A 20,406-nucleotide genomic window follows, 5' to 3' on the forward strand; every position below is an offset into this window, starting at 1 on the left:
CGGGCCCCGCCGCGCGGGTCCGATTCCACCCAGGGAAGCCGAGGACACGTGGTGACCACTCTCCCGCAGCCGCCCGACATCCTGTCACCGGAGTTCGCGGCGGACCCCTATCCCGCGTACCGCATCCTGCGTGAGCACTATCCGCTCTTCCACGACAAGGGAACCGACAGCTATCTGCTCTCGCGGTACGAGGACGTGGCACGGGCCTTCCGCGAGCCGGTGTTCACCACCGACAACTACGAGTGGCAGCTCGAACCGGCGCACGGCGGCCGGACCCTCCCCCAGATGAGCGGCCGTGAGCACGCCGTGCGCCGTTCCCTGGTGGCCCCCGCCTTCCGCGGCCGGGAACTGCGGGAGAAGTTCCTGCCGGTCATCGAGCGCAACGCGAGGGAGCTGATCGACGCGTTCCGCGGTGACGCGGATGCCGATCTGGTGGGGCAGTTCGCCACCCGCTTCCCGATCAACGTGATCGTCGACATGCTCGGTCTGGACCGGGCCGACCACGACCGCTTCCACGGCTGGTACGCCTCCGTCGTCGGCTTCCTGTCCAATCTGGCCCAGGACCCCGAGACCGCGGCAGCCGGCCGGCGCGCCGGTGAGGAACTTGCCGCCTACCTGCGGCCGATCCTGGCCGAACGGCGTGCCGCACCCGGTGACGACCTGCTCTCCGGCCTGTGCACCACGGAGGTCGAGGGCACCCGGATGAACGATCAGGACATCACCTCGTTCGTCAGCCTGCTGCTGGCGGCCGGCGGCGAGACCACGGACAAGGCCCTCGCCGCCCTGTTCCGTAACCTGCTGGCCCACCCCGACCAGTTCGCCGCCGTACGCGCCGACCGGTCGCTGATTCCCGCGGCCTTCGCCGAGACCCTGCGCTACACCCCGCCGGTCCAGATGATCATGCGTCAGCCCGCTGCCGAGGTCACCCTCAGCGGTGGCACGGTCCCCGCGGGCGCCACGGTCACCTGCCTGATCGGCTCCGCCAACCGTGATGAGCGCCGCTACGCACGGCCCGCCGCCTTCGATATCTTCCGCACCGATCTGACCACCGCCACGGCCTTCAGCGCCGCCGCCGACCACGTGGCCTTCGCCCTCGGCCGGCACTTCTGCGTAGGCGCACTCCTGGCCAGGACCGAGATCGAGGTCGGAGCCAACCAGTTGCTCGACGCGTTCCCCGCCATGGGCTTCGCGGAGGACGCCGCGCCCGCCGACGAGGGAGTGTTCACCCGGGGGCCGGCCCGGCTGCGGGTGCGGCTCGGGCCGGGTGAGGGCGCGGCACGGACTGCCGGAGCTGCCGGTACTGCCTGAGGCTGCCGGGCAGTTCAGCCGGCGGCCGTCGGAGGCCGGCGCAGTACGTAGAGGCCGACGGTGACGGCCAGCGCGATGACGCAGGCGGCGAAGGCCAGGCCGGCGCCGCGCAGGCCGAGCACCAGCGTGAGCGCTCCGACGCCGACGACCGGCAGGGAGATGCCGAGGTAGGCAACGAGGAAGAAGGCCGAGATGGTGCCGCCCCGGTGCTCGGGTGGTGCCGCGCGGCCCACGGCGGTCAGACCGGCGCGGAACGCCAGGCCCTGGCCCATCCCGCCGCACACCGCACCGATGACCAGCACCGGCAGTGAGGTCACGGCCAGCGAGGTGGCGACGAGTACCAGGCCCGCCACCAGCACCAGGCAGCCGCCAGGAAGGGCCCTGCGCACACCGATCCGTTCCGTGAGCGACTGTCCGGCGGTCGACCCCAGGAACACCGTGAAGACGATGAGCCCGGCAACGGCCAGGTTGCGGACGCCCAGGGTCTGGCCGACGAAGCTCGGTGCGACCGCGGTGAACAGTCCCAGGAGGGAGAAGCCGGCGAAGGCGGCGACGGCCGCGGGGGTGAAGACACCCCGCACTTCGGGCGGCAGCCGAAGGGCCCGCGGCCGCAGTGTCCGTGGGCGGTGCGGATGCCCGACGGTCTCCGGCAGAAGCCAGGTCGCCGCGGCCGCCACCGCCACCAGCACCAGGTGCGCCAGGAACGGCAGGGTCAACGGCCACGGTGCGTACTGGGCCAGCAGGCCCGACAGCAACGGGCCGCAGCCGAGACCGCCCATGTTCGCGGCGGTGGCGGCAAATCCCGCCCGCGCTTCCTGGCCCGGCTTCGCCAGCTCCAGCACGGACGCCGTGGCCGCGCCGCTGAACAGCCCCGCGGCAAACCCGGAGAGCATCCGCCCCAGCAGCAGCATCGGCAGCCCGCCCTCGAAGATGAAGCACAGGGCACTCGCCGCCGACAACCCCAGGGCGCAGAACAGCACCGGGCGCCGGCCCACCTCGTCGGAGAGATGGCCCGCGAGGAGGAGCACCGTGATCACACCGAGGGCGTACACGGCGAAGACCACGGTCACCATCAGCTCGGAGAATCCCAGCTGCTCGCGATAGAGCCCGTACAGCGGGGTGGGAAGTGTCGTGCCGGCCATGCCGATCGCGAACACGCCCGCCGCCACCGGATAGCCGGGCCGCCAGGAGCCGCCCGTGCGATCGCTGATCATGGTCTCCAACGTAGGCTGCCGCCCGCCGTGGCGTCGAGAACCGCGGCAAGGACCCGCGGGCCGGGCCGTGGACGGGACGCAGGTGGTGCCCCCGCACGCGGCGGGGGCACCACACTGCACCTGGCCGGGGTGGTCAGTGCTGGGCGGAGGGTGCGTTGGCCGCCGTGACATTGACGGCGGCCCAGGCCTTGTCCACCGTCTTGTACTCGGTGCTCCCGGCGCCGTACAGGTCCTTGGCCGCGTGCAGCGTCGCGGTCCGGGCGTCATGGAAGTCGGTCGTGGAGACCATGTACCGGGTGAGCGCCCGGTAGAAGATCGCCGTTGCCTTCTTCCGGCCGATGCCGGTCACCTTCGAGCCCTTGTACGTGGCGGAGTCGTAGTGGACACCACCGATCGTCTTCTTGCCGCTGCCCTCGGCGAGGAGGTAATAGGCGTGCGAGGAGACACCGGAACCGCCGTGGACCTCTGTGTCGTAGGACGCCTTCGACCAGTAGTCGACCGTGCTCTCGAGCTTGTCGAGGGACGGCTTGTCCAGACGGCGCAGGAACTTCTGGTCGAGGCCCAGCTTCTCGCCCAGCAGGTAGTTCGGCGGGTTCTTCGGGTTGTTGGCCGAGAACTCGACCGCGCTGCCGAAGATGTCCGCCAGCGACTCGTTGAGGGCGCCGGGCTCGCCGAACGCGTTCCCCTCCTCGTCGGTGCGGGTGGGCTGCAGGTCGGCCGTTGCCTCGACGACACCGTGGGTGAGCTCATGGCCGGTGACGTCCAGCACGACCAAGGGCTTGGCGAACGTCTTGCCGTCGCCGTCGCCGTAGAGCATGCAGCCGCAGTCCGGGCTCCAGTAGGCGTTGCCCACCTTCTGGCCGAAGTGCACCAGGGCGTGTGCCCCGCGGCCGTCGTTCTTGATGCCGTTACGGCCGAAGGTCTTCTTGTAGAAGTCCAGGGTGCTGGTGACGCCGTACTGGGCGTCGACGGCGGCGGTCGTCCGGTCCTTCGTGGTGCCGTTGCCCCAGCGGTTGGTGGTGCTGGTGAACGCCTTGCCGTCGGTGAACTTCTTCGCCTCCTTGTCGCCGGCGTCCCGGGTCTCGGTGTTCCCTCGGGTGGAGTCCTTGAGGGTGAAGGACTTCTGCGCGGTCCGGGTGGTGGACAGCGGCACCTTGCCGACGAAGAGGGAGGCACCGGAGCCGGTGGCCGCGGACGGGAAGCCGGCGCTCCCGGCCGCCTTTTCCGTGGCGGACGGGGCCGCCGGGGCGGTGGAACCCAGGCCGGTGGCGGGGCTGAGCCGTTCGCCCCTGGCGCGCAACTTGGCCTGGACGGCGGGCGACAGGAAGGAGTCGTCGGCCGCGGTGTTGCTGAGCACCGCACCGGAGGCCGCGTCGAGGACGAGCGTACGGGCGCCGCCGGCCTCGGAGGTGCGGCTGCCGGCCACCTGCACCCGGTAGGCCAGCGTGGTCCGGTTCGCGCGGGCATCCACGACCAGTTCGGGCTCGCCGGCGCGGCCCTTCGCCACGGCGGCGGCCTTCGTCCTGGCCTGACCGGCCGACAGCTTCGGCTTCGCGTCGGGCACATCGACCTGGTGACGGTAGGCCCGGGTCACGCTCTCGTACGCCGACTTGGCGGTCAGGTGGATGACGAGGTCGCCACCGAGCACCGGCAGCCCGCGGTGGGTGCGGACGAAGCGGACGTGCTGCCGCCCGTCCGGATCGATGAGCGTGTCCGTGACCTTGAGGGTGTCCTTCTTGCCGACTCCGGTGGCCGAGGCGTGGGCGTACGCGGCGGCGCGGGCCGCCGCTACGGCCTTCTGCAGAGCGGGAGTTGAGGCGGAGGGGGAAGTGGCCGGCGAGGCCGCGGGGCCGGCGAAGGCGCTGCCTGCCGCCCCCGCGGTGAGAGTGGCGGCCGCCGTCACGGCGACGGCGATGGCCAAGCGGCGCCCGCGTATGTGGGGTCTACGCACTGCTGTGGGTCCTTAGCGCTGCGGGGGCGGTCGGCTGGCCAACCGCCCGTACGCGCGGTGCTGTTGTGCACCGCGGGGGCCGTGGGGCCCCGCGCAAACCCTGGTATGTCTGGCATGTGCATGTAAAGAGAAATGATCAGGATGCGAGATTTCTGATCGAGATTTAACAATTGGCAAACTTGAGATGGCCAAAAGTTGACCAACAGTGCTTCATGGGGAGAGACATGGAGTGGCGCCACTTGGTTGCTCGGGAGTCGAGTCGAATCGTCGGGCACTGGCGATTCGGTATCGTCCGCGTCGTCCGCCCTGCCTGACCGGTTGGCTTGGCTGGCCTTCACCGGAGGCGCGTCGATACGCGGCGGGCCGGCGCCGGGGCGAGGCGGGGGGGGGGAGCCGCCGGGGGAGCGCGGGGGAGGCGCCGACGGCGAGCTGAAGGCCGTCGGTCAGGTGGACGGCGCGGCGGGCGAGGCCGTGCCGGGTGTCGCGTGGCGCCGGCTGCCGGGCACCGCGTGGAGGCCGGTGGTCAGAGTGCTCCCGCTCCCGCGCTCACCGGTGGGGCCGCGTCGGCCGGAGGGCTCCTCCGACCGGAGGGGCCACGCTGACGAGCGGAGGCTCAGCTGACCTGTGGAGGCCGGAGTGACCTGTGGGGGGCGAGCCGGTCTGCGAGGGCGGCGTTGATCGTTCGGGTCGTGCAGACCCTTCGGGCCACGGCGGGCTACCGGTGGAAGAGTTCCTCCAGGGAGGCCTCGGCCCGTTCGCCGCCGCGGGCGGCTTCGACGACGGCTTGGTGGAAGGCGCGGCTGGCTTCTTCGGAATGGCACGGGACGGGGCTGCCGGACATGGTGTACCAGTCCGTGGCTCCGGTGTACTGCACAGCTACATGAGCCAGGTCGTCCGACCAGGTCGTATGGATGGTCAGGTCGCCGTTGATCACGCCGATCTCCGCGGTGTGAACCGCGCCGGGTAGCGCGTGGATCCCGACAGTGGTCCAAGATGCCCAGGTCATGGTGTTCCCCTCGGCGGCAAGGGACCCGGCCGGCCGCCGGGCGCGGTGACTCAAGTTTGGCACCTGAGGTGCGGGAGCGCACCGCATGCGGCGGCACAGATTCCACAACAGACGCGTGGGCCCCGGCGGGCCCTCCTGTCCGGCGGGTCGTACGCGCCGGTGCTCGGGGCGCCGCCGGGCCGGAACGGCAGCATTCCGGCCCGCGGTGGCCGGCTCTTCCTGGGTGAGGTAGGTGACTGCTGACGGGCATGGACCGGTCACCTTCCGTGCCCGGCCCGTGGGCAGCCCATCCTGCTATGTGTTCGACGGCCGGCCCTTGGCCTGCATCCCTCCGGCGCTCACCGCTCGATCCAAGTGCGAGGGTGGCTCCGGTACTTGGGCATCATCGTGCGCGTTGTCGGCGATGAGGGTCCGGGCCCCGGTGAGCAGCCGGGCCGGGGAGCGCCGATGGCGCGGCGGAATCTCAGTCGATGACCGTATGGAAGAAGGTGACGGCGGCCCCGAAGGCGGCGCCGCCGACGAGGGTGGCGGAAGCCGGGGTGCCGCCGTTGAAGAAGGTGAGTACACCGGCGCCGATAGCGGTGAGGGCGCCAAGCAGGAAGATGACGGCGGCGCGCTGACTCAGCAGGGTTGATCTGTTATCGGACACATCAACTCCCATCTGCGCGGGAGCGACGGATCGCTCGGTGCGGATGCTGATGCTCTGACTGATCCTCTCATCTCACTCACCCGATTTTCGGCAGCACACGAGGAAATCCGGAAAGAGCCACGGAAAGCATCAAGGCGGGGCCCGGGGGCGGGTGAGAGCGCAGAGGCCCGAGGGTCGCCGAACTCCCCCTGGTTGGCGGGATTTGTAGTGCGGTTCGATAGCGCAAGGGGGTGCCGTCCGAACTGACGGGGCCGGCATCGGCGCTTCGCGGTTTCCTTACGCCGGTCGCGTCCGCGAACAGTTGAATCGGCGGCGGCAGGCGGCGGCTCGTCAGCGTTCGGTGCTGCTTCCCCCTGGGGTGGGCCTCCCGCGGCCCGGCACCTGCCGGGTGATCGCGAGGACCGCCATATCGTCGTCGCGCGGCCCGCCGGTCCAGTGCTCGACATCCGCCGCCAAGCGGTCGATCAACTCCCGGGGGCCACGGAACGGGCCGTGGTCCGCCAGCTGTGTCGCGGGGTCGTAGAACGTTCCGGCGTGGTCCCTGGCCTCCGTCACCCCGTCGGTGAGCAGCAGCAGTGTGCTGCCCGCAGGGAACGGCCAGTCGGTGGGCCCGGTCCGGGCCGCGCCCAGGGCACCCATCCCCAGTGGCAGGCCCGGATCGTCGACCTCCAGCGCGCGCACCTCGTCGTCGTGGCAGAGGTAGGGCGCGGGGTGGCCGCAGTTCAGCAGCCGCAGCCCCGCGGCCCCCGGGAGGACTTCGCAGATCAGGGCCGTGATGAAGCCTTCGAGTCGGTTCTCCTCCGAGGTGTGCTCGCTCTCCCGCAGCAGTGCGTGCTCCATCCGGTCGGCCAGCGCCCTCAGGTCCAGCTCCTGCTCTGCGGCCTCGCGGAACGCACCCAGCAACACCGATACCGCGCTCACCGCCCCGAGTCCCTTGCCCCGCACATCGGCGATCATCAGCCGTACGCCGAACGGGGTGCGCTGCACGGCGTAGGCGTCGCCGCCGATCCGCGCCTCGCTCTGCGCGGCCTGGTAGCGGGCGGCGATGGCCAGCCGGCCGATACGTTCCGGCGGGGCGGGCAGTACGGCGCGCTGGGCCGCCTCCGCCACCGAGCGGACGACATCCAGATGGCGTCCGTAACGGGCGAGCACCCGGTTGACCCCGACGCCCATGAGCGCGGCGAAGAGGGTGTTGACGAGTTCCAGATGGCCTTCGAGGTTGTCGGCGGTGCCATCCTTCACCGTCAGCGCGAAGACACCCACGACGATGGCGGCGCCGATCGCCAGGGTGTGCCGCAGGGTGAGCAGCGCACCGGCCGTGACGCTGGCGGCCGTCAGCATCGGGTCGCCCCAGTAGTCCGCCGGTGAGAACGCGTCCCAGACGAGCCCTCCGGCGACCAGCACGCTCGGAGCGAACCGGACGTATCGGGGCCAACGCGGGGAGAAAAGGGGCATAGGGATTCCTGACCAGCCGTCCATGTCGGATAGCAGGAATATGCCTGTTTCGGGGAGATTTATACAGCGTGCTTCGGTGGTCGGGCGAGGCCCGCGGCTCGCCCGACCGGCCCCCTGCGCCCGCAGCCTTCGGCCACCGGCGTCGCGGGGCGGCCCGAACGTGTGTCACTCCTTCGAGGCGAGCCGGGCGTATGCGCGGACATCGGCGTCCGGGTCGTCCGCGACCGCGGCCCAGGCCCGGTGGACGTCTTCGCGGCCGGAGTGCGCACGCAGCGCGAGAACCCCGGCCTTGCGCACATCCGCGTGTGCGTCGCGGAGCGCGGAGCGCAGCGCGGACACGGCGAGCTCGGGGTCGGCGGCCGCCAGGGCCGTAGCGGCACCGGCCCGGACCTGCCAGGCCGGGTCGCCGAGCGCCGCGGCGGCCGCTGCGTCGTAGGGCGGCGGGCAGCCGGTGGTGGCCAGCGCCGCGAGCGCCGCGGCCCGTACGAGAAGATCCTCGTCGCGCAGCAGCACCGCCAGGTCGCCGGGGCCGCCGACCGTGCCGAGGCCGTGCGCGGCAGCTACCCGGACCTCGCGGGCGGGGTCCGCGGCGGCATGCCGCAGCGCATCGGAGGCATCGACGGAGACCAGGCCGCGGACGGCCTGGAGGCGTACCTCCACGGCCCGGTCGGTGAGCGCGGTGGCGAAGAGGGCCCGGTCGCCGAGGCGGAGCGCGCGCAAGACCTCCACCGCTGCCGAGCGGACCACGGCGTCGGGTCCGTGCAGGGCGGTGGCCAGCGGCGTACGCAGGCCGGGGTCCGGTGTCAGGACCTCGATCAGCTCCCGCAGCGAGGCAGCGGCGGCGGCCCGTACGGCCGGGGCGGGGTCGGCGAGGGCGCCGGCGAGGGCCCGGCCCGTGCCGGACGGGACGCTTTCGGTGAGCGCGTCGACGGCGGCGCGGCGGACGGCCGGGTCGGGGTCGGTGAGGTACGGCTGCAGGGTGCCGAGATCCGGCTGGTCCTCGGTGAGGGCGAGGAGTTCGAGAATGCGGGGGGACGCGCCGGGTGCGGACCCGGTATCGGGCCCGGTGGCGGTCGTGGTGTCGGCGCTTGGCACCGCTTCGTCCGGCACCGCTTCGTCCGTCGTCCCGGCGCCCGTCGTCCCCGCGCCCGCCGCCTCGGCGTCCGCCGCCCCCGCTCCGGAACCCGTGGATCCCACCGGCGGTGTGTCCCTCCGCCCCGCCGTGGCGACCTGCTCCGGGTGGACCTCGCCGAGGAACCGGGGGGTGCCGCCCACGGGGGTGTACTCGTCGACCGGGACGAGGTACGGCGCCACCGGGCGGGCCGTGAACTCCATCGTTCCGTTGGGTGATTTGCGCAGGTCGAGGTGGTGCAGCCAGTCGTCGTCCTTGCTCTCCGGATGGTCCGTGCGCTCGTGGTAGAGGCCCCAGCGGGACTCGGTGCGGGCCAGCGACGACCGGGCGGCCATCTCGGCGCAGTCGCGGATGAAGCCGACCTCCGCGCAGCGCATCAGTTCATGCGGGGTGCGGGCGCCCATGCCGGCGATCTCGGTCTGAATCCGAGCGAAGTGCTCGACGGCCAGCGACAGGCGGGCGCCGCTCTTGGGCGGGGCGACATAGTCGTTGACGAAGCGGCGGAGCTTGTATTCGACCTGGGGCTGCGGCGGGCCGTCGGGGTGGTGCAGCGGCCGGTAGACCAGTTCGTGGGCGGCCTGCAGCTGGTCGGCGGGCAACTCTCCCTCGTACGGCCGGTATTGGGCCGCGTCCGCGCCCGCCAGGTCGCCGAAGACGAATGCGCCGATCATGTAGTTGTGCGGGACGCAGGCCAGGTCACCCGCCGCGTAGAGGCCCGGCACGGTGGTGCGGGCGTGGTCGTCGACGCGTACGCCGGACGCCGAGTGCCCGCCGCACAGGCCGATCTCGGAGATGTGCATCTCCACGTCGTGGGTGCGGTAGTCGTGGCCGCGTCCGGCGTGGAAGGTGCCGCGGGTGGGGCGTTCGGTGGTGTGCAGGATCGTCTCCAGCGCGGAGACGGACTCCTCGGGGAGGTGGCTCAGCTTCAGGTAGACCGGACCGCGTTCGGAGGCGACCTCGGCCGCGAACTCCGCCATCATCTGCCCCGACCAGTAGTCGGATTCCCCGAACCGCTCGCCGTGCCGGTTGACCTGGTAGCCGCCGAAGGGGTTCGCGACATAGGCACAGGCCGGGCCGTTGTAGTCCTTGATCAGCGGATTGATCTGGAAGCACTCGATGCCGGTCAGTTCGGCGCCCGCGTGGTACGCCATGGCGTAGCCGTCGCCCGCGTTGGTGGGGTTCTCGTACGTACCGTAGAGATAGCCGGAGGCGGGCAGGCCGAGGCGGCCGCAAGCGCCGGTGGCGAGGATCACCGCGCCGGCCCGGACCGTGACGAAGTGCCCCGTGCGGGTGTGGAAGCCTGCCGCGCCGACCGCCCGGCCGCCGGAGGTCAGCACGCGCACCGGCATGACGCGGTTCTCGATGCGGATCCGCTCCCGCATCTCGCGGCGTCGCAACTGCCGGTAGAGGACCTTCTTCACATCCTTTCCCTCGGGCATCGGCAGCACATACGAGCCGGAGCGGTGCACCTGGCGCACCGCGTACTCCCCGTGCTCGTCCTTCTCGAACTTCACGCCGTACGACTCCAGCCGCTGCACCATCGCGAAGCCGCGGGTCGCGGTCTGGCGGACGGTGGACTGGTCGACGATGCCGTCGTTGGCGCGGGTGATCTCGGCGACATAGTCGTCGGGTTCCGCGCGGCCGGGGACGACGGCGTTGTTGACCCCGTCCATGCCCATGGCGAGCGCACCGGAGTGGCGGACATGGGCCTTCTCCAACAGCAGCACGCGGGCGCCGTGTTCGGCGGCGGTGAGCGCCGCCATGGTCCCGGCGGTGCCGCCGCCGATCACCAGGACGTCACAGGACAGCTCTTCGGCGGCGTCGAGGGCGGGGATCTTCGTGACTTCCGTGACTTCCGTGACGTCCGTGGCTTCCATGGCTTCCATGGCTTCTGTGGTCTCCGGGGCGGTGCCTTTCGGCAGTGCGGTGCCGTGCGGCATGGCGGTGCCTTTCGGTTGCCCGGTCACGTCGTGTGACGCGCCGGTCAGATCGGGTCATGTCAGTCGGGTCGTGAGGGTGGCCGGCATCGGGTCAGGGGGCGGGCCGGTCGGTCAGGGAAGCGAGGATTTCGCGGCGCAGGGCGGCCGTCGCCGGTTCGGCGTGCGCCGTGCGGGAGCGTGGCCGCGGGACGTCCAGCACCCGGCCGGTGCCCAGCAGTGCGACCCGGTCGCCGAGAAACAGCGCCTCGTCCACGTCGTGGGTGACGAAGACGACGGTGGCGCCGGTGCCACGCAGTGCCGTCACCAGCAACTGCTGCATGCCGGCCCGGGTCTGCGCGTCGAGTGCCCCGAACGGCTCGTCCATCAGGACCGCACGCGGCCGCCCGGCCAGCGCGCGGGCCAGCTGGGTGCGCTGCCGCTGGCCGCCGGAGACGTGGTGCGGCAGGCGCGCGGCGTGCACGCCGAGTCCGACCCGCGCCAGCCATTCGTCCGCCCGCGCCCGGCGCTCGGCGCGGGCCACGCCCCGGACGGCCAGGGGGAGTTCCACATTGGCGCGCAGGGTGCGCCAGGGCAGCAGCGCATCCTCCTGGAAGACCAGCGCCCGGTCGGCCGCGGGCCCCTCGACCGGCCGACCGTCCTGGCTCAGCCGGCCGCCGAGCAGCGGCAGCAGACCAGCCAGAGTACGCAGCAGGGTCGATTTGCCGCAGCCGGACGGTCCGACTACGGTAACGATCTCGCCGGGGGCGACATCGAGGTCCAGGCCCTCCAGCACGGGGGCGCCGGGCCGGCCCAGCACGGCGGCATCGAGGGTCAGACCGAGGCCCGGGAGGGCTTCCGGCGCCGCGGCCGCCGTGGTGATCTCGGTACGGGTCATGAGGACTCCCCGAGCGCCGAACGGCGCACCCTCCACCGGCCGACCTGCCATCGGCCGACCCGCCACCCGCCCCGGCCGCCCGTGGGCGGAGGGGAGCCCTCGGCGGCCCGCGGCAGCCACCGGGTCAGCCGGCGCCCCAGCAGTTCCACCGCCGTGGAGGTGAACCGGCCGAGCAGTCCGATGGTGGCCATCCCGACGAAGACCCCCGGGTAGTCGAGAATGGTGTAGTCCTGCCAGGTCCGGTACCCCACGCCGTACTCTCCGGAGATCATCTCGGCGGAGATCACACAGATCCACGAGACACCGATGCCCACCGACAGCCCGCCGAGGATGCCGGGCAACGCCCCCGGCACCACCACCGACCGCAGTACCCGCCACCGGCCCCCGCCCATGGTGCGCACCGCCTCCTCCCAAACGGGAGTCAGCGCCCGCACCGCGTGCCGGGTGGAGACCGTGACGGGGAAGAACGCGGCGGTGCACGTGATGAAGACGATGCCCTGTTCATTACTGGGGAACAGCAGGATCGCCACCGGCACCAGCGCGATCGCCGGTATCGGGCGCAGCACTTCGAGCAGCGGGCCGAGGAGGTCGGAGGCGAGCGGGGAGCGGGCGACCGCGATGCCGACGGTGACGCCGAGCACGGCCGCGAGGGCGAAGCCGCCGACGATCCGGGTCAGGCTGTCGGTGACGTCCTGCCAGTACGCGGCGGTGCCGAGCCGGCGGGCGAACGCCTCAGCCGTTTCGGTGACGGTGGGGAACTGGGAGAACCGCAACCACAGGTTGACCCGGAACTGGGCGAGCAGCTGCCACACCGCGAGCGCCGCGAGGACCGCCGCGGTGCGCCGGGCACGGCGGGTCCAGGCCCGGCGGCGCGGGCCCGCCCGGCCCGGCCCGGTGGTCGTGGAGGTGGGCGCGCTCACCGGGCCTGCTCCAGAGCGGCGGCGTAGCTGAGAGTGCGGGCACCGCGATGGTGCCGGGTCCAGGTGTCGGCGGTGGCGCGGGTGGCGAAGGGCAGCAGCCGGGCGCCGTCGTGGACCCAGACCGACTTGTCGGCGAACCAGCGGGTGCCGGTCGTCGCGTCGGCCACATACGCGGCCCGTACCGCGTCGCGATGGGCGGCGGCGAACCGCAGGAGGGCTTGTGGGCCGCTGAAGGAGTGGGTGCGGTCCTCGCCGCGCAGCCACACCTCGTCGGGCGACGGGTGTGCGGTGCTGCTCCGGGCCTTGGCGTACCCGCTGCCGTAACTCTGTTTGACGTAACGGTCATTGACAAACGAGTCAACGTTGACCGGCCCGGTCAGCTCGGCCGCGCGCAGCACCGTCACATCCTTCTTCAGCGCGGCGATCAGCTGTGGCTTGAGCGTGGGATCGAAGGTGGCGAGGCCGCCGGCGCCGTTGTAGAGGTAGACCACCTCGGGCGGCAGACCGGTGGCCTTGGCAACCCGCTGCGCGGCGTCGACGGGGTGGGTCTGCAGATAGCGCGTCGCATCCCGCTGTGCGGTGAGGAACGCCCTGACCACGGCCGGGCGTTGTCCGGCGAAGGCGTCCCGTACGGTCACACCGTGGAAGGTGGGCAGGCCGAGCGCGCCCCCGTCGTAGAGCGCCTGCGCCTTGCCCTGGAAGGCGAGCAGACCCGGCCAGGCCACGAACTGCGACAGGGCGTCCGCGCTGCCCGACTGGAGCGCCGAGGCACCCACGGCCGGCTGCTGGTTGAGCTTGTGAATGCCGCGTTCCGGATCGATCCCGGCCCGCTGCAGGGCCCGTACGAGAGTGCCGTCGGAGGCCGAGCCGACGCTGCTGGAGACCCTCTTGCCACGCAGGTCCGCCGGCGAGCGCAGGGCCGAACCCGGCTTGGTGACAATGGTGTTGAGCGCGCCGCGCAGGTTGTAGCCGGTGACGGAGACCAGCCGGGTGGGGGCGTGCAGCTGTGTGCCGCGGGCGGCGTTGAGGAGCAGCGGGAAGTCGCCCATCGAACCGATGTCGACCTTCCCGGCGACCATCTGCGCGGTGATCGGCGCACCGGTCGCGTAATCCTGCCACCGCACCTTGTACACCTTGCCGTCCCGCTTGCCCTGGGCGCGCAGCGCACGCTCGAAGGAACCGAGCGAGCGCAGCAGGGTGCCGGCGGTGACCGTGTTGATGGTCTTGGACTGGTAGCCGACGGTCACGGTGACGGTCTTGCCGTCCGAGGCGTCCGCGGTGGTGCCGCAGCCGCTGAGCAAGGCCGCCGGCAGCGCGGTCGCGAGCGCCGTGGCGAGCGACGCCCTGCGGCGCGCCGTACGCCGTGCGGTGGAGGAAGGGTCCGGCGAGCGCCGGAAGAAGGGCGAGGGCGGGAAGGAGGACGGGGACGGTGCGAACCGGGAGCCCGTGAATCGGGAGCTCATGGACGGGGGCCTCTCATCGCAACAGATAGGGCATGTTGACCGTGACCGCGCCGGTGGGGCAGCGTGCGGCGCACGGCCCGCAGTACCAGCACTCGTCGACGTGCATGTACGCCTTGTTGCTCGCCGGATTGATGGCGAGCGAGTCCAGTGGGCACATGTCGACGCACAGCGTGCAGCCGTCGATGCACTTGGACTCGTCGATGGTCACGGGCACGTCGGCGCGTTGGGGCGCAACAGGCATGGCGGTCTCCAGGGCATGGCGAGGGCGGGGGAGCGGGAAGCGGTGAGAGGAGGGGCGAGTGGGAAGTCGGCGGGGAAAGGGAGTCGGCGGGGACGGCGGCGGCTCAGAGCGTGCGGCGCAACAGGCCCCGCATGGTGAGGCGATCGCCGCGGAAGCGGATGAACTCCAGGTCGACGGGGGCGCCGTCGGCGAGATGGGTGAGACGTTCGAGCATCAGCACGGCGGTGCCGCGCGGGGCTTCCAGCACGGCGGCGGAGTGCGCGTCGGCATTGACGGCCTCCAGGGTGATCTCCGCGGTGCCCAGCGGTTGTCCGGCGGTCTCCTCGATCAGCCGGAAAACGTCGTTGTTCTCCAGATCGGCGTCGAGCAGGGGGAAGCCCGATGTGCATCGGGACATAGGTCAGGTCCAGGGACAGCGGCAGACCGTCGAGTCTGCGCAGTCGTTCCACGTACAGCACTTCGGCACGCGGCGGGATCCGCAGCCGCTGTGCCACCGGGGCCGGAGCCGCGACCGGGTTGATGGTGCGCACCTCATTGGTGACCCTGCCGTGCGGGTGCAGGGTCTCGGCGAGCCCCATCAGCCGGTCGAGCGCATGCGGGTACTTCCGGCACACCACCACCGTGCCCACACCCGGCTGACGCGCCACGAGCTGTTCGGCGCGCAGCAGATCGAGGGCCTGGCGGACGGTGTTACGGGACTCGCCGTAGTCCGCGCCGATCACCTCCTCGTGGGGCAGTACGCCGCCGGGGAAGCCGCCCCCGAGCACCTGGTGGCGCAGCAGGTCGGCGAGCTGCCGGGCGCGGTCCGCGCGGAGCCGGCGACGGCGCGCGGCCGCTACCGGAGTGGTGTGCTGGCGGGTGCGTGGGGCGGACATGCGGTGGACCATACCGACGAGATCCGGCCAGTGGTGTTGCCGCAGTGTTGCGCCACCTGCCACCGGTTGGGGCGAGCCTGTGACCTGGTGGTTCGACGCCGACGCGACAAGATCTGCCACCCCGGGTAGCAGGCGTACGGCACCTGGGAGGCGGCCGTCCGGCACCCGGGGCGCGGCCGTACGGCACCCGGGACCCGCCTGCCCGGCACCCGGGAACGGCCGCCCCGCACCCGGGAAACGTCCGTCCGGCCCAGCGAATGCGGCCCCCGGCGCCCGTGTCGCCGGGCGGTCCCGGCCGGCTGCCGGATAGCGTCGAGGACCGGTACAGCGCCGCACGCCGCCCGCCCGACCGCCGCCCGACCACCGCGGCGCGGCTCCGCCGGGTGCCCGGGCGGCCGACGAGGAGGTGGGCCGTGACCACGTGGCCGGCCGTGGTGTTCGCCGTGCTCGCGGCAGCCAGCAATGCGCTGGCCACGGTCCTGCAGCGGCGTGCCGCCCGTACGGTCCCGCTGTCCAGCGGACTGCGCCTCGGCCTGCTCGTCGACCTGCTGCACCGTGCGGTCTGGCTCGGCGGGATGCTCGCGGTCGTCGCCGCGGCCTGCTTCCAGGCGCTGGCTCTGTCCCAGGGTGCACTGTCGGTGGTGCAGCCCCTCTTCGTCCTCGAACTGCCCCTCGCCCTGCTCATCGGACGGGTCCTGCTGGGCGGACACATCCCCCGCACCGGCTGGATCGGTGTGGGGCTGCTCGTCGTCGGGCTCGGAACCGCCCTCGCTGCCGCCGCGCCCACCATCGGTACCACCCACGCCCCGTTCGACCGCTGGGTGCCCGCCCTGGTGGTCTGCGCCGCTGTGATCGCCACGGCGGTCGGTGCCGCGCTCCGCCGCGGGGCGGGCGGCGTACGGGCCGCCTGCTTCGCCGGGGCGACAGCGGTCGGGTACGCCCTCACCGCGGCCATGCTGAAGGACGCCACCCATGCCTGGCAGACCGGCGGGCCCGCCGCGTTCTTCAGCACCTGGCAGACCTACGGCTTCGCCGCCACCGGCGTACTGGCCATCTTCCTCCTGGAGAACGCCATGCAGTCGGGCCCGCTGACCGCCTCCCAGCCGGTCCTCACCCTCGGCGACGCGCTGGTGAGCCTGTCGCTGGGCGTCACCCTGTACGACGAACGGGTACGGGCCGGCTGGTGGCTGATCCCCGAGGCGATTGGCGTCGCACTGGTCCTGTGGGGCGCCGTGTTGCTCTCCCGCGTGGCGCTGGCCCGGGACCTGACAGGTGCTCAGGAGACGACACCGGCCGCCGCCCACGACGCGGGTACGGCGCCCGGACCGGCGGATACCTGAGCGCCGTGCGGTGCCGGGGGGCTACCGGACCCACCCGCGCCCGGTAGCCCCCACCGCACCACATGAGCCTCACAGCATGACGTGCTTGACCTGGGTGTAGTCCAACAGGCCCGCGAGGGACAGGTCGCTGCCGTAGCCGGAGTGCTTGACCCCGCCGTGCGGCATCTCCGACACCGTCGTCCCGTGGGTGTTCACCCAGACGATCCCGGTGTGCAGGGCGCGGGTGGCCCGCATGACGCGGGTGTGATCGGCGGTCCACACGCTCGCCGCCAGACCGAACCGGACCCCGTTCGCCAGCCGGACGGCCTCGTCCTCGTCGGTGAAGGGCTGCACCGTGACGACCGGGCCGAAGATCTCCTCCTGCACGATCTCGTCGTCCTGGCGCACCCCGGCCACGACCGTGGGGGAGTGGAACCAGCCCGCCCCTCCCGGTGCCGTGCCTCCCGCCACCACCTCGGCATGGTCCGGCAGTCGGCGCAACAACCCCTGTACGGAGGTGAGTTGGGCCTCGCTGTTGAGCGGGCCGTAGTCGGCGGCCGGATCGCCGGGCGGCCCGGTCCGCAGGGTGCGCGCCGCCGCCGCGAACGCGGTCACAAAGGCGTCGTAGCGGCGGTGGTGGACCAGGAACCGGGTGGGGGCGGTGCAGTCCTGGCCGGCGTTGTAGTACGCCACGGCCGCGAGCTCGGCCGCGGCGGCCCCGGCGTCCACGTCCTCGTGGACGAGAACCGGCGCATTGCCGCCCAGTTCCAGGTGCACCCGTTTGAGGTCCGCCGCGGCGGTGGCGGCGATCTCCCGCCCGGCCCGGACACTGCCGGTGACGGCGACGAGCCGGGGCACCGGGTGCGCGGTCAGGGACCGCCCGGTGTCGCGGTCCCCGCAGACCACATTGAGTACGCCGGGCGGCAGATGCTCCGCGGCGATCCGGGCGAGCAGCACCGTGGACGACGGGGTGGTGTCGGCGGGCTTGAGTACCGTGGTGTTGCCCGCCGCGAGCGCCGGGGCGACCTTCCACGCGGCCATCATCAGCGGGTAGTTCCAGGGGGTGATCTGCGCGCAGACACCGACCGGTTCGCGACGCAGCACCGAGGTGCGGCCCTCGGTGTACTCGGCCGCGGCCGCCCCCGGCAGATTGCGCGCCGCCCCCGCGAAGAAGCGGAAGGTGTCGATGACCGCGGGCAGTTCCTCGGTCCGGAACTGTTCCGGCGGCTTGCCGGTGTCCCCGACCTCGGCGGCCACCAGGGCGTCGGCGTGCTCCTCGACCGCCTCGGCGATCCGCAGCAGCGCCCGCTGCCGCTCGGCGGGAGTGGTCGTCGACCAGCGGACGAGAGCGTTCTGCGCGGCGGTGCAGGCCGCGTCCGTGTCGGACGGGCCGGAGCGCGGCGCGCTGCCGTGCACCTCGCCGGTGGCGGGGTTGACCAGGTCCATCGTCGCGCCGGAGGCCGCCGGGCGGCCCGTCCCCGCGAGGTGATTGCGGACCGGGGCGGGCTTGGGGTCCTCAGCCATGACGCAGCACCTCCCGTGCCGCGTCGCGGCCGGTGCGGACGGCGCCCTCCATATAGCCGGCGACCCACTGGTCGGACCCGCAGACGTAGAAGGGCGGTTCGTGTGTGCCGTGCAGCGGGCCGACGGCCATGACATCGCCGGGATTCCACTGCGTGACGTACCCCTGGGTCCAGGGGTCGGTGCCCCACAGCCGCAGATACGACGTGAACGGCTGGAAGGCCTCGGCACCGTAGAGGCGCGCCACGTCCGAGAGCAGTTCGTGGTCACGGACCGAGGCGGGCATGCCCAGCAGGACGCCGTAGCGCTCGGGCGGGATCAGCGCGGAGAGGATGCCCTCGCTCTGCGGCCAGGTGCTGCCGAGCACGCCTTCGCACTCGGAGAGACCGTTGAGGTCCCGGCTGCGCCAGAAGGGCTTGTCGTAGGCCGCGGCGAACTTGGCCGCGACGGCGTGCCGCTGGCGGTGCAGTGAGGCGAGCCGGGCCTCGGAGACGCCGGTGACGGCGATCGAGCGGAGCGGACCGACCGGCAGCGCGCTGACCACGGCATCCGCCGTCAGGGTCTCCCCGCAGGACAGCCGCACCCGGCAGCCTCCCGGCCGCACCGCCACCTCCTCGACGGGCGCTTCGAGCCGGATGCGGCGGCCGAGCTCCGCGGCCATGCGCAGCGCCACCGTCGCCGAGCCCTCGGCCACCCGCAGCCCCTCCCAGTCCTCGTAGGCGTAGGGATCGTCCCCGGGGACCGCGGCGTGTTTGCGCAGCGCGGAGAGCAGGGAGGTGCGCTCGTAGGAGCCGCTGGCCAGGGCGAGTTGGCCTATTTCCCAGAGCCGTACGACGGCGGGGCTCGCGCCTTCGCCGCGCAGCCAGGCGCCGACCGACAGGCGGTCGAGGGTCGCCGCGTGCGGATGGGACCACGGGTCCCCGGGGTCGACGGTCCGGGCCAGCGCGACGAAGGCGTCGGTGACCTTACGGTGGCAGGCCTCGTCGCCGGGGCCGAACCAGTGCGGCGGATCGCCCGCCGAGACCCCTTCCGCGGTGGCCCGCGCCATCTTGCCGGGCTCGGCGACATAGCTGGGAATGAGGGTCAGGCCGAGCTCCGCGGCCAGCGCGAGGTAGGCGGTATGGGCCCGGCCGACCACCTCGCCGCCGAGCTGGACCAGCCGGCCGTCGGGCAGCACGGCCTGCTCGACGCGTCCGCCGACCCGGTCGCGGGCTTCGAGGACGAGGACATCGGCGCCGGCCGCGCTCAGGTCACGCGCCGCGGCGAGCCCGGCGAGGCCGGCACCGAGCACGATGACATCGTGGTTCATGGGGAGGGCTTCCTTTGCTGTCGGTGAACGGCTGCTGGGGCGGGCGCACCAGGGCCCGGCCGGCGCAGCTGCCGGAGCGGGCCCGGGCTGATCCGGAGGGCGCGGCCCTACTCCAGGACCAGGCAGTGCTCCGGCCGCCAGCCGATCTCCACGCTCTCGCCGCCGCTCCAGCGGTCCTCCATGCGCGAGCGGTCGGTGTTCTGCTCCAGTACGGTCACCGTGACGCCGGGGGCGAGTTCGATCAGATAGGTGGTGGTGGGGCCGGAGTAGACGGTCTCCCGGACCACGCCCTGCACCAGCGCCATGCCCGGTTCGAAGTCGGAGAGCCAGATCTTCTCCGGCCGGACCGACAGGCTGACGCTGCTGCCGTCGGCCACACCACTCCGGTCGCCGACCGGGAGAGCCGGACCGCAGTCGAGGACGACCTGCCCGTCCCGGTAGGTGCCGGGGACCAGGTTGGAAGTGCCCATGAAGGACGCCACGAAGCGGCTCGCGGGGCGTTCGTAGACGTCCTCGGGCGTGCCGCACTGCTCCACGTGGCCCTCGTTCATCACCGCCACCCGGTCCGACATGGTCAGCGCCTCGTCCTGGTCGTGGGTGACGAAGACGAAGGTGATGCCGACCTCGCGCTGGATCTGCTTGAGTTCGACCTGCATCCGCCGCCGGAGCTTGAGGTCGAGCGCGGCCAGCGGCTCGTCGAGCAGCAGCACCTGGGGCCGGTTGACCAGGGCGCGGGCCAGGGCCACCCGCTGGCGCTGGCCGCCGGAGAGCGTACCGGGCTTGCGGTCGCCCAGGCCGCCGAGCTGCACCCGCTCGAGCATGGCGCCGACCCGCTCGCGGATCTCGGCCCGGCCGACGCCCTTGCGCTTGAGGCCGAAGGCCACGTTGTCGGCCACCGAGAGGTGGTCGAAGAGGGCGTAACTCTGGAAGACCGTATTGACGTTGCGCTTGTCCGGCGGGAGCGCGGTCACGTCCTCGCCGCTGAGCAGGATGGTGCCCGCGGTGGGGTCGGTGAAGCCGCCGATCATCCGCAGCGAGGTGGTCTTGCCGCAGCCGGACGGGCCCAGCAGGGAGAAGAACTCGCCGGCTGCGATGTCCAGGGAGAGGTCCTGCACCGCGTAGGAGCCGCCGTAGTTCTTGCTGAGGTGGTCGAGCCGGACGGCGGGCGGGGCACCGGCCGGGTCGCCGGCCGGGGCCGCGCCGGCGGAGGGGGTGTCGGAGGAGGTCAT

15 protein-coding genes and 1 pseudogene are annotated in these 20,406 nt (G+C 72.4%); 2 read left to right on the plus strand and 14 right to left on the minus strand.

Annotated elements, in window-relative coordinates; genetic code table 11:
* The first annotated feature begins 51 nt into the window (after positions 1 to 51).
* Complete coding sequence (locus tag ABR737_RS41965) at positions 52 to 1,308, plus strand: cytochrome P450 (RefSeq protein ID WP_350256392.1); 1,257 nt, start codon at positions 52 to 54, stop codon at positions 1,306 to 1,308.
* Positions 1,309 to 1,322: 14 nt separating this feature from the next.
* On the opposite strand, the gene ABR737_RS41970 is transcribed toward ABR737_RS41965, so the two are convergent.
* The 11 genes and pseudogenes from ABR737_RS41970 to ABR737_RS42020 form a co-directional block, all read right to left on the minus strand.
* Complete coding sequence (locus ABR737_RS41970) at positions 1,323 to 2,522, minus strand: MFS transporter (protein ID WP_350256393.1); 1,200 nt, start codon at positions 2,520 to 2,522, stop codon at positions 1,323 to 1,325.
* A gap of 133 nt (positions 2,523 to 2,655) precedes the next feature.
* Positions 2,656 to 4,473, minus strand: a complete 1,818-nt coding sequence (locus ABR737_RS41975; RefSeq protein WP_350256394.1) for a M4 family metallopeptidase — start codon at positions 4,471 to 4,473, stop codon at positions 2,656 to 2,658.
* 715 nt (positions 4,474 to 5,188) lie between these two features.
* Positions 5,189 to 5,479 carry a hypothetical protein gene (locus ABR737_RS41980; protein WP_350256395.1) on the minus strand — a complete coding sequence of 97 codons (291 nt, stop codon included), beginning with the start codon at positions 5,477 to 5,479 and terminating at the stop codon, positions 5,189 to 5,191.
* A gap of 463 nt (positions 5,480 to 5,942) precedes the next feature.
* Positions 5,943 to 6,128 (minus strand): hypothetical protein, encoded by a 186-nt coding sequence (locus ABR737_RS41985; RefSeq protein ID WP_244417136.1) that lies wholly within the window; start codon positions 6,126 to 6,128, stop codon positions 5,943 to 5,945.
* A gap of 330 nt (positions 6,129 to 6,458) precedes the next feature.
* On the minus strand, positions 6,459 to 7,532 hold the full coding sequence (locus ABR737_RS41990) for a PP2C family protein-serine/threonine phosphatase (protein WP_350256396.1): 1,074 nt from the start codon (positions 7,530 to 7,532) through the stop codon (positions 6,459 to 6,461).
* A 216-nt stretch (positions 7,533 to 7,748) separates the two neighbouring features.
* The gene (locus tag ABR737_RS41995; protein WP_350257129.1) at positions 7,749 to 10,592 is read right to left on the minus strand and encodes a fumarate reductase/succinate dehydrogenase flavoprotein subunit; all 2,844 of its coding nucleotides are present in this window, start codon (positions 10,590 to 10,592) and stop codon (positions 7,749 to 7,751) included.
* 154 nt (positions 10,593 to 10,746) lie between these two features.
* On the minus strand, positions 10,747 to 11,529 hold the full coding sequence (locus ABR737_RS42000) for an ABC transporter ATP-binding protein (protein WP_350256397.1): 783 nt from the start codon (positions 11,527 to 11,529) through the stop codon (positions 10,747 to 10,749).
* The gene (locus ABR737_RS42005; RefSeq protein WP_502964457.1) at positions 11,526 to 12,449 is read right to left on the minus strand and encodes an ABC transporter permease; all 924 of its coding nucleotides are present in this window, start codon (positions 12,447 to 12,449) and stop codon (positions 11,526 to 11,528) included. Before ABR737_RS42005 ends, ABR737_RS42000 begins: the two co-directional genes overlap by 4 nt.
* The gene (locus ABR737_RS42010; RefSeq protein ID WP_350256398.1) at positions 12,446 to 13,912 is read right to left on the minus strand and encodes an ABC transporter substrate-binding protein; all 1,467 of its coding nucleotides are present in this window, start codon (positions 13,910 to 13,912) and stop codon (positions 12,446 to 12,448) included. Before ABR737_RS42010 ends, ABR737_RS42005 begins: the two co-directional genes overlap by 4 nt.
* A 13-nt stretch (positions 13,913 to 13,925) precedes the next feature.
* Positions 13,926 to 14,153: a 4Fe-4S dicluster domain-containing protein gene (locus ABR737_RS42015; protein ID WP_350256399.1), complete on the minus strand. Its 228-nt coding sequence runs from the start codon at positions 14,151 to 14,153 to the stop codon at positions 13,926 to 13,928.
* A 103-nt stretch (positions 14,154 to 14,256) separates the two neighbouring features.
* Positions 14,257 to 15,040 (minus strand): annotated as a pseudogene (locus ABR737_RS42020) (GntR family transcriptional regulator).
* Positions 15,041 to 15,441: 401 nt separating this feature from the next.
* Between ABR737_RS42020 and ABR737_RS42025 the strand changes: the two are divergent.
* Entirely contained in the window at positions 15,442 to 16,368 is a 927-nt protein-coding gene (locus ABR737_RS42025) for a DMT family transporter (RefSeq protein WP_350256400.1), read from the plus strand.
* Between the two features lie 69 nt (positions 16,369 to 16,437).
* Here ABR737_RS42025 and ABR737_RS42030 read toward each other — a convergent pair whose 3' ends face one another.
* From ABR737_RS42030 to ABR737_RS42040, 3 genes are all read right to left on the minus strand, one after another.
* Positions 16,438 to 17,871, minus strand: a complete 1,434-nt coding sequence (locus ABR737_RS42030; RefSeq protein WP_350256401.1) for an aminobutyraldehyde dehydrogenase — start codon at positions 17,869 to 17,871, stop codon at positions 16,438 to 16,440.
* Positions 17,864 to 19,177, minus strand: a complete 1,314-nt coding sequence (locus tag ABR737_RS42035; protein WP_350256402.1) for a flavin monoamine oxidase family protein — start codon at positions 19,175 to 19,177, stop codon at positions 17,864 to 17,866. Before ABR737_RS42035 ends, ABR737_RS42030 begins: the two co-directional genes overlap by 8 nt.
* A gap of 107 nt (positions 19,178 to 19,284) precedes the next feature.
* Positions 19,285 to 20,406 (minus strand): ABC transporter ATP-binding protein, encoded by a 1,122-nt coding sequence (locus ABR737_RS42040; RefSeq protein ID WP_350256403.1) that lies wholly within the window; start codon positions 20,404 to 20,406, stop codon positions 19,285 to 19,287.

This window comes from Streptomyces sp. Edi2, assembly GCF_040253635.1.
Taxonomy (GTDB): Bacteria; Actinomycetota; Actinomycetes; order Streptomycetales; family Streptomycetaceae; genus Streptomyces.